This is a genomic window from Gordonia sp. YY1, from assembly GCF_009872315.1.
Classification (GTDB): domain Bacteria; phylum Actinomycetota; class Actinomycetes; order Mycobacteriales; family Mycobacteriaceae; genus Gordonia; species Gordonia amicalis.
Genome location: NZ_WXYI01000056.1, coordinates 1 through 1,190 on the forward strand (window position 1 = coordinate 1; position 1,190 = coordinate 1,190).

Here is a 1,190-nt window from a genome sequence, read left to right on the forward strand (position 1 = left end):
GTGTCGGCGGGGAGACGGTACGTCGATGGGCCGTACAAGCCCAGATCGATGCCGGCGCCCGCTCCGGGACCACTACGAAGGAGTCCGCCGAGATCAAGCGCCTCAAGGCCGAGAACAAGCAGTTACGAGAAGACGTTGCCATTCTGAAAGCAGCGACAACTTTCTTCGCGGGGGAACTCGACCCCCGCAACCGATGATCGTGGCGTTCATAGATCAGATGCGCGCCAACGGGTTTGCGGTCGAGTCGATCTGCCGGGTCCTGCGTGGGCAGGGCTGCCAGATTGCCGCACGAACCTACCGGGCATGGCGATCACGCACGCCTGCCGCACGGACGGTCTCTGATGCCCACGTCGTCGATGCGGTGCGCACTGTCGTCTGGCGCACCGGTGACGACGGCCGGCGGAAGATGACTCCCGAGGGCCTCTACGGGCGGGTGAAGATGCGCGCCCATCTGCATCGCACAACTCTGCCTGGGGTGTCCTATGGTGCCGTTGATCGAGCGATGAAAGTGTTAGGCCACCAAGGAATTCGACGGTCGAAGGGAGTCCGAACGACCGTCAGATCCGCTGATGGTGTCCGCGCGGAGGATCTGTTGAACCGACAGTTCAGTGCTGCCGAACCGAACCGGGTTTGGGTGACCGATTTCACCTACTGCCGGACCTGGGCTGGGTGGGTGTATGTGGTGTTCATCATCGACGTGTTCTCCCGTCGAATCGTGGCATGGCATGCCTCGACATCGAAGTCGGTGGAGTTGGTGACAGTCCCGCTTCGGATGGCACTGTGGCAGCGCAATCGGGAAGGGCATCCGGTGAAAGCTGCTGAGCTTATTCATCATTCGGATGCCGGAAGTCAGTACACATCGGTTACACTGACTGAGCGTCTGCGACTCGAAGACATCGCAGCGTCGATCGGATCGGTCGGGGACGCCTACGACAACGCGCTGGCCGAGTCGGTGAACGGCTTGTACAAGACCGAGTGCATCCGGACCACGATCTTCCACTCCGGCCCGTACCGGACGATCTCCGACGTCGAGTTCGCGACCGCTGGTTGGGTCGACTGGTACAACAACAGCAGGTTGCACTCGAGTATTGGCCAGATTCCCCCGACCGAGTTCGAAACGCTCCACTACGCTGGCCTCGGCCCCGAGGACCAGCCCACATTGGAGGCGGCACAAAACCTGGGGTGATTCA

General features: G+C 61.5%; 1 protein-coding gene and 1 other annotated feature. The gene reads left to right on the forward strand.

What is annotated here, in order from left to right; genetic code table 11:
- A protein-coding gene (locus BPODLACK_RS23105; protein ID WP_236577765.1) for an IS3 family transposase occupies nt 1–1,186 on the forward strand; the annotation gives its coding sequence in 2 pieces (ribosomal slippage) (nt 1–159 and nt 159–1,186; 1,187 coding nt annotated over the 2 pieces). This gene is flagged as partial in the annotation.
- Nucleotides 158–289: a sequence feature (AL1L pseudoknot), on the forward strand. (Overlaps the previous gene by 132 nt.)
- Nucleotides 1,187–1,190: the final 4 nt, after the last annotated feature.